The sequence below is a fragment of the Massilia phosphatilytica genome (genome assembly GCF_977014125.1).
In genome coordinates this window covers 1-2,111 of sequence record NZ_CDRNIL010000086.1, presented here as the reverse complement: position 1 = coordinate 2,111, position 2,111 = coordinate 1, and the positions used below count along the sequence as shown (strand labels likewise).

At 61.5% G+C, this 2,111-nt stretch carries 3 protein-coding genes; 2 read left to right on the top strand and 1 reads right to left on the bottom strand.

The genetic code is table 11. The features are described 5' to 3' along the window. Positions 1-409 precede the first annotated feature (409 nt). Positions 410-1,129 (top strand): hypothetical protein, encoded by a 720-nt coding sequence (locus ACWNCF_RS03005; RefSeq protein ID WP_449405962.1) that lies wholly within the window; start codon positions 410-412, stop codon positions 1,127-1,129. Between the two features lie 58 nt (positions 1,130-1,187). Here ACWNCF_RS03005 and ACWNCF_RS03000 read toward each other — a convergent pair whose 3' ends face one another. After that, complete coding sequence (locus ACWNCF_RS03000) at positions 1,188-1,583, bottom strand: hypothetical protein (protein WP_449405961.1); 396 nt, start codon at positions 1,581-1,583, stop codon at positions 1,188-1,190. A gap of 53 nt (positions 1,584-1,636) precedes the next feature. Here ACWNCF_RS03000 and ACWNCF_RS02995 point away from each other — a divergent pair, with 53 nt between their 5' ends. Further along, positions 1,637-1,960, top strand: a complete 324-nt coding sequence (locus ACWNCF_RS02995) for a hypothetical protein (RefSeq protein WP_449405960.1) — start codon at positions 1,637-1,639, stop codon at positions 1,958-1,960. The last annotated feature ends 151 nt before the right edge of the window (positions 1,961-2,111 follow it).

Here is a 2,111-nt window from a genome sequence, read left to right as displayed (position 1 = left end):
TGTTATGTAACATTACTGGACCAGTTACGTATTGCTAAGGTTAAAACGGAGGAGTTAGTTGGATGATCCAGCACCTCCCGGGCGATTTCCGGCCAGGGCGTCAAGAAGGCGCGCCAGAATTTTCGCTTCAATACGCCGGTGGCCGCGATCGGCGTGCGCGGTACCGACTTCACGGTATATACCGACCAGCAGACCACGCGCGTGACCGTGCTGTCCGGCGGCGTGGTGATGAGCGGTTTCGGCGCCAACTGTTCGGCGGCGGGCACCGGGCCTTGCGAAGGGCGCAGCGCGCGGGAGCTGTTTGCCGGCCAGGCGGGACTGTTGCTGCAGGTGGAGCGCGGCACCAGCGTGCCGCAACTGTTGCAGAACCCGGCACTGGCACCGGACCAGACGGAGAAGCCGCGCAGCGATGAAGCCGGCGGCCAAGCAGGCGCTGTCGACGGCGCCGACGGCCCAGGTCAACCTCGATCCGCAGCGTGCGGAACAATCGCTGAACAGCGTCAAGCCCATCGCGCCGCCGGACCCGACCAATCCCGATCCGGTCATCACGCCACCGCCCATCGTGATCACCGATCCCGTGCCGTCGAAACCGACGCAGCCTTCGGCACCCGAGATTTTCTGGGGCCGCTGGCAGGCGCTGGCCGGCCTGCCGGCGCAACCGGGACGCATTGGCGATCCGGATGTGGAAGTCGCGACGTATTACGCGCCATATGCCATTACCCGATTGAAGAATTCGGCACTCGTGATGCCGAGCGACGGCACGGCCGCATTCAAATTGACGAGTGGGGAAGCGATCATGACAAATGCGTTGGGCGACCGTCCCGCCGATATCCAGTCCGGACAACTGAGCATGGATTTCTCGAAAAAGACATTTGCCACGTCATTGAGCGTGACAGCGGGTCTCGATCGGGCGGAAGTCGTCGGCAACGGCATTATTACCGACAAGGGCATGCTGTATGAAAGCATGGGTTCGCCGACGATTATCCGCGGTTATCTCGGTGGGTCGAATGCGGAGCAGGCTGGTTATATTTTCAAGAATTCAGCCACCCCGGCATTACCGTCAGCGGTGCAACGTTATGGGGCCGTTAATGTATTCGAAGAAAATGCGTGGAAATGCGTGAATATTTGATCCAACATGTAAAAAAATTGTAGGAATAAGGTAAAAATTCGTTGCTTTGTGACGGCCATCACAACACCGCTTTGGTGGTCTGGCAATATACTTCGCAGTTCGCCCCCCGATCGAGACCCGCTGTCACGCTCAATGACGTGGCAAATGTCTCTTTCGAGAAATCCATGCTCAGTTGTCCGGACTGGATATCGGCGGGACGGTCGCCCAACGCATTTGTCATGATCGCTTCCCCACTCGTCAATTTGAATGCGGCCGTGCCGTCGCTCGGCATCACGAGTGCCGAATTCTTCAATCGGGTAATGGCATATGGCGCGTAATACGTCGCGACTTCCACATCCGGATCGCCAATGCGTCCCGGTTGCGCCGGCAGGCCGGCCAGGCGCCTGCCAGCGGCCCAGAAAATCTCGGGTGCCGAAGGCTGCGTCGGTTTCGACGGCACGGGATCGGTGATCACGATGGGCGGTGGCGTGATGACCGGATCGGGACCGGTCAGGGTCCGGCGGCGCGATGGGCTTGACGCTGTTCAGCGATTGTTCCGCACGCTGCGGATCGAGGTTGACCTGGGCCGTCGGCGCCGTCGACAGCGCCTGCTTGGCCGCCGGCTCATCGCTGCGCGGCTTCTCCGTCTGGTCCGGTGCCAGTGCCGGGTTCTGCAACAGTTGCGGCACGCTGGTGCCGCGCTCCACCTCCAGCAACAGTCCCGCCTGGCCGGCAAACAGCTCCCGCGCGCTGCGCCCTTCGCAAGGCCCGGTGCCCACCACGGAACAGTTGGCGCCGAAACCGCTCATCACCACGCCGCCGGACAGCACGGTCACGCGCGTGGTCTGCTGATCATGCCGGTGAAGTGGGTCCCGCGCACGCCGATCGCGGCCACCGGCGTATTGAAGCGAAAATTCTGGCGCGCCTTCTTGACCCTGGCCGGAAATCGCCCGGGAGGTGCTGGATCATCCAACTGACTCCTGGTTTTTAACCTTGGCGAAAC

Coding starts and splice junctions, on each gene's coding strand:
- ACWNCF_RS03005 (WP_449405962.1), top strand. CDS start 410: ATGAAGCCGGCGGCCAAGCAGGCGCTGTCGACGGCGCCGACGGCCCAG.
- ACWNCF_RS02995 (WP_449405960.1), top strand. CDS start 1,637: ATGGGCTTGACGCTGTTCAGCGATTGTTCCGCACGCTGCGGATCGAGG.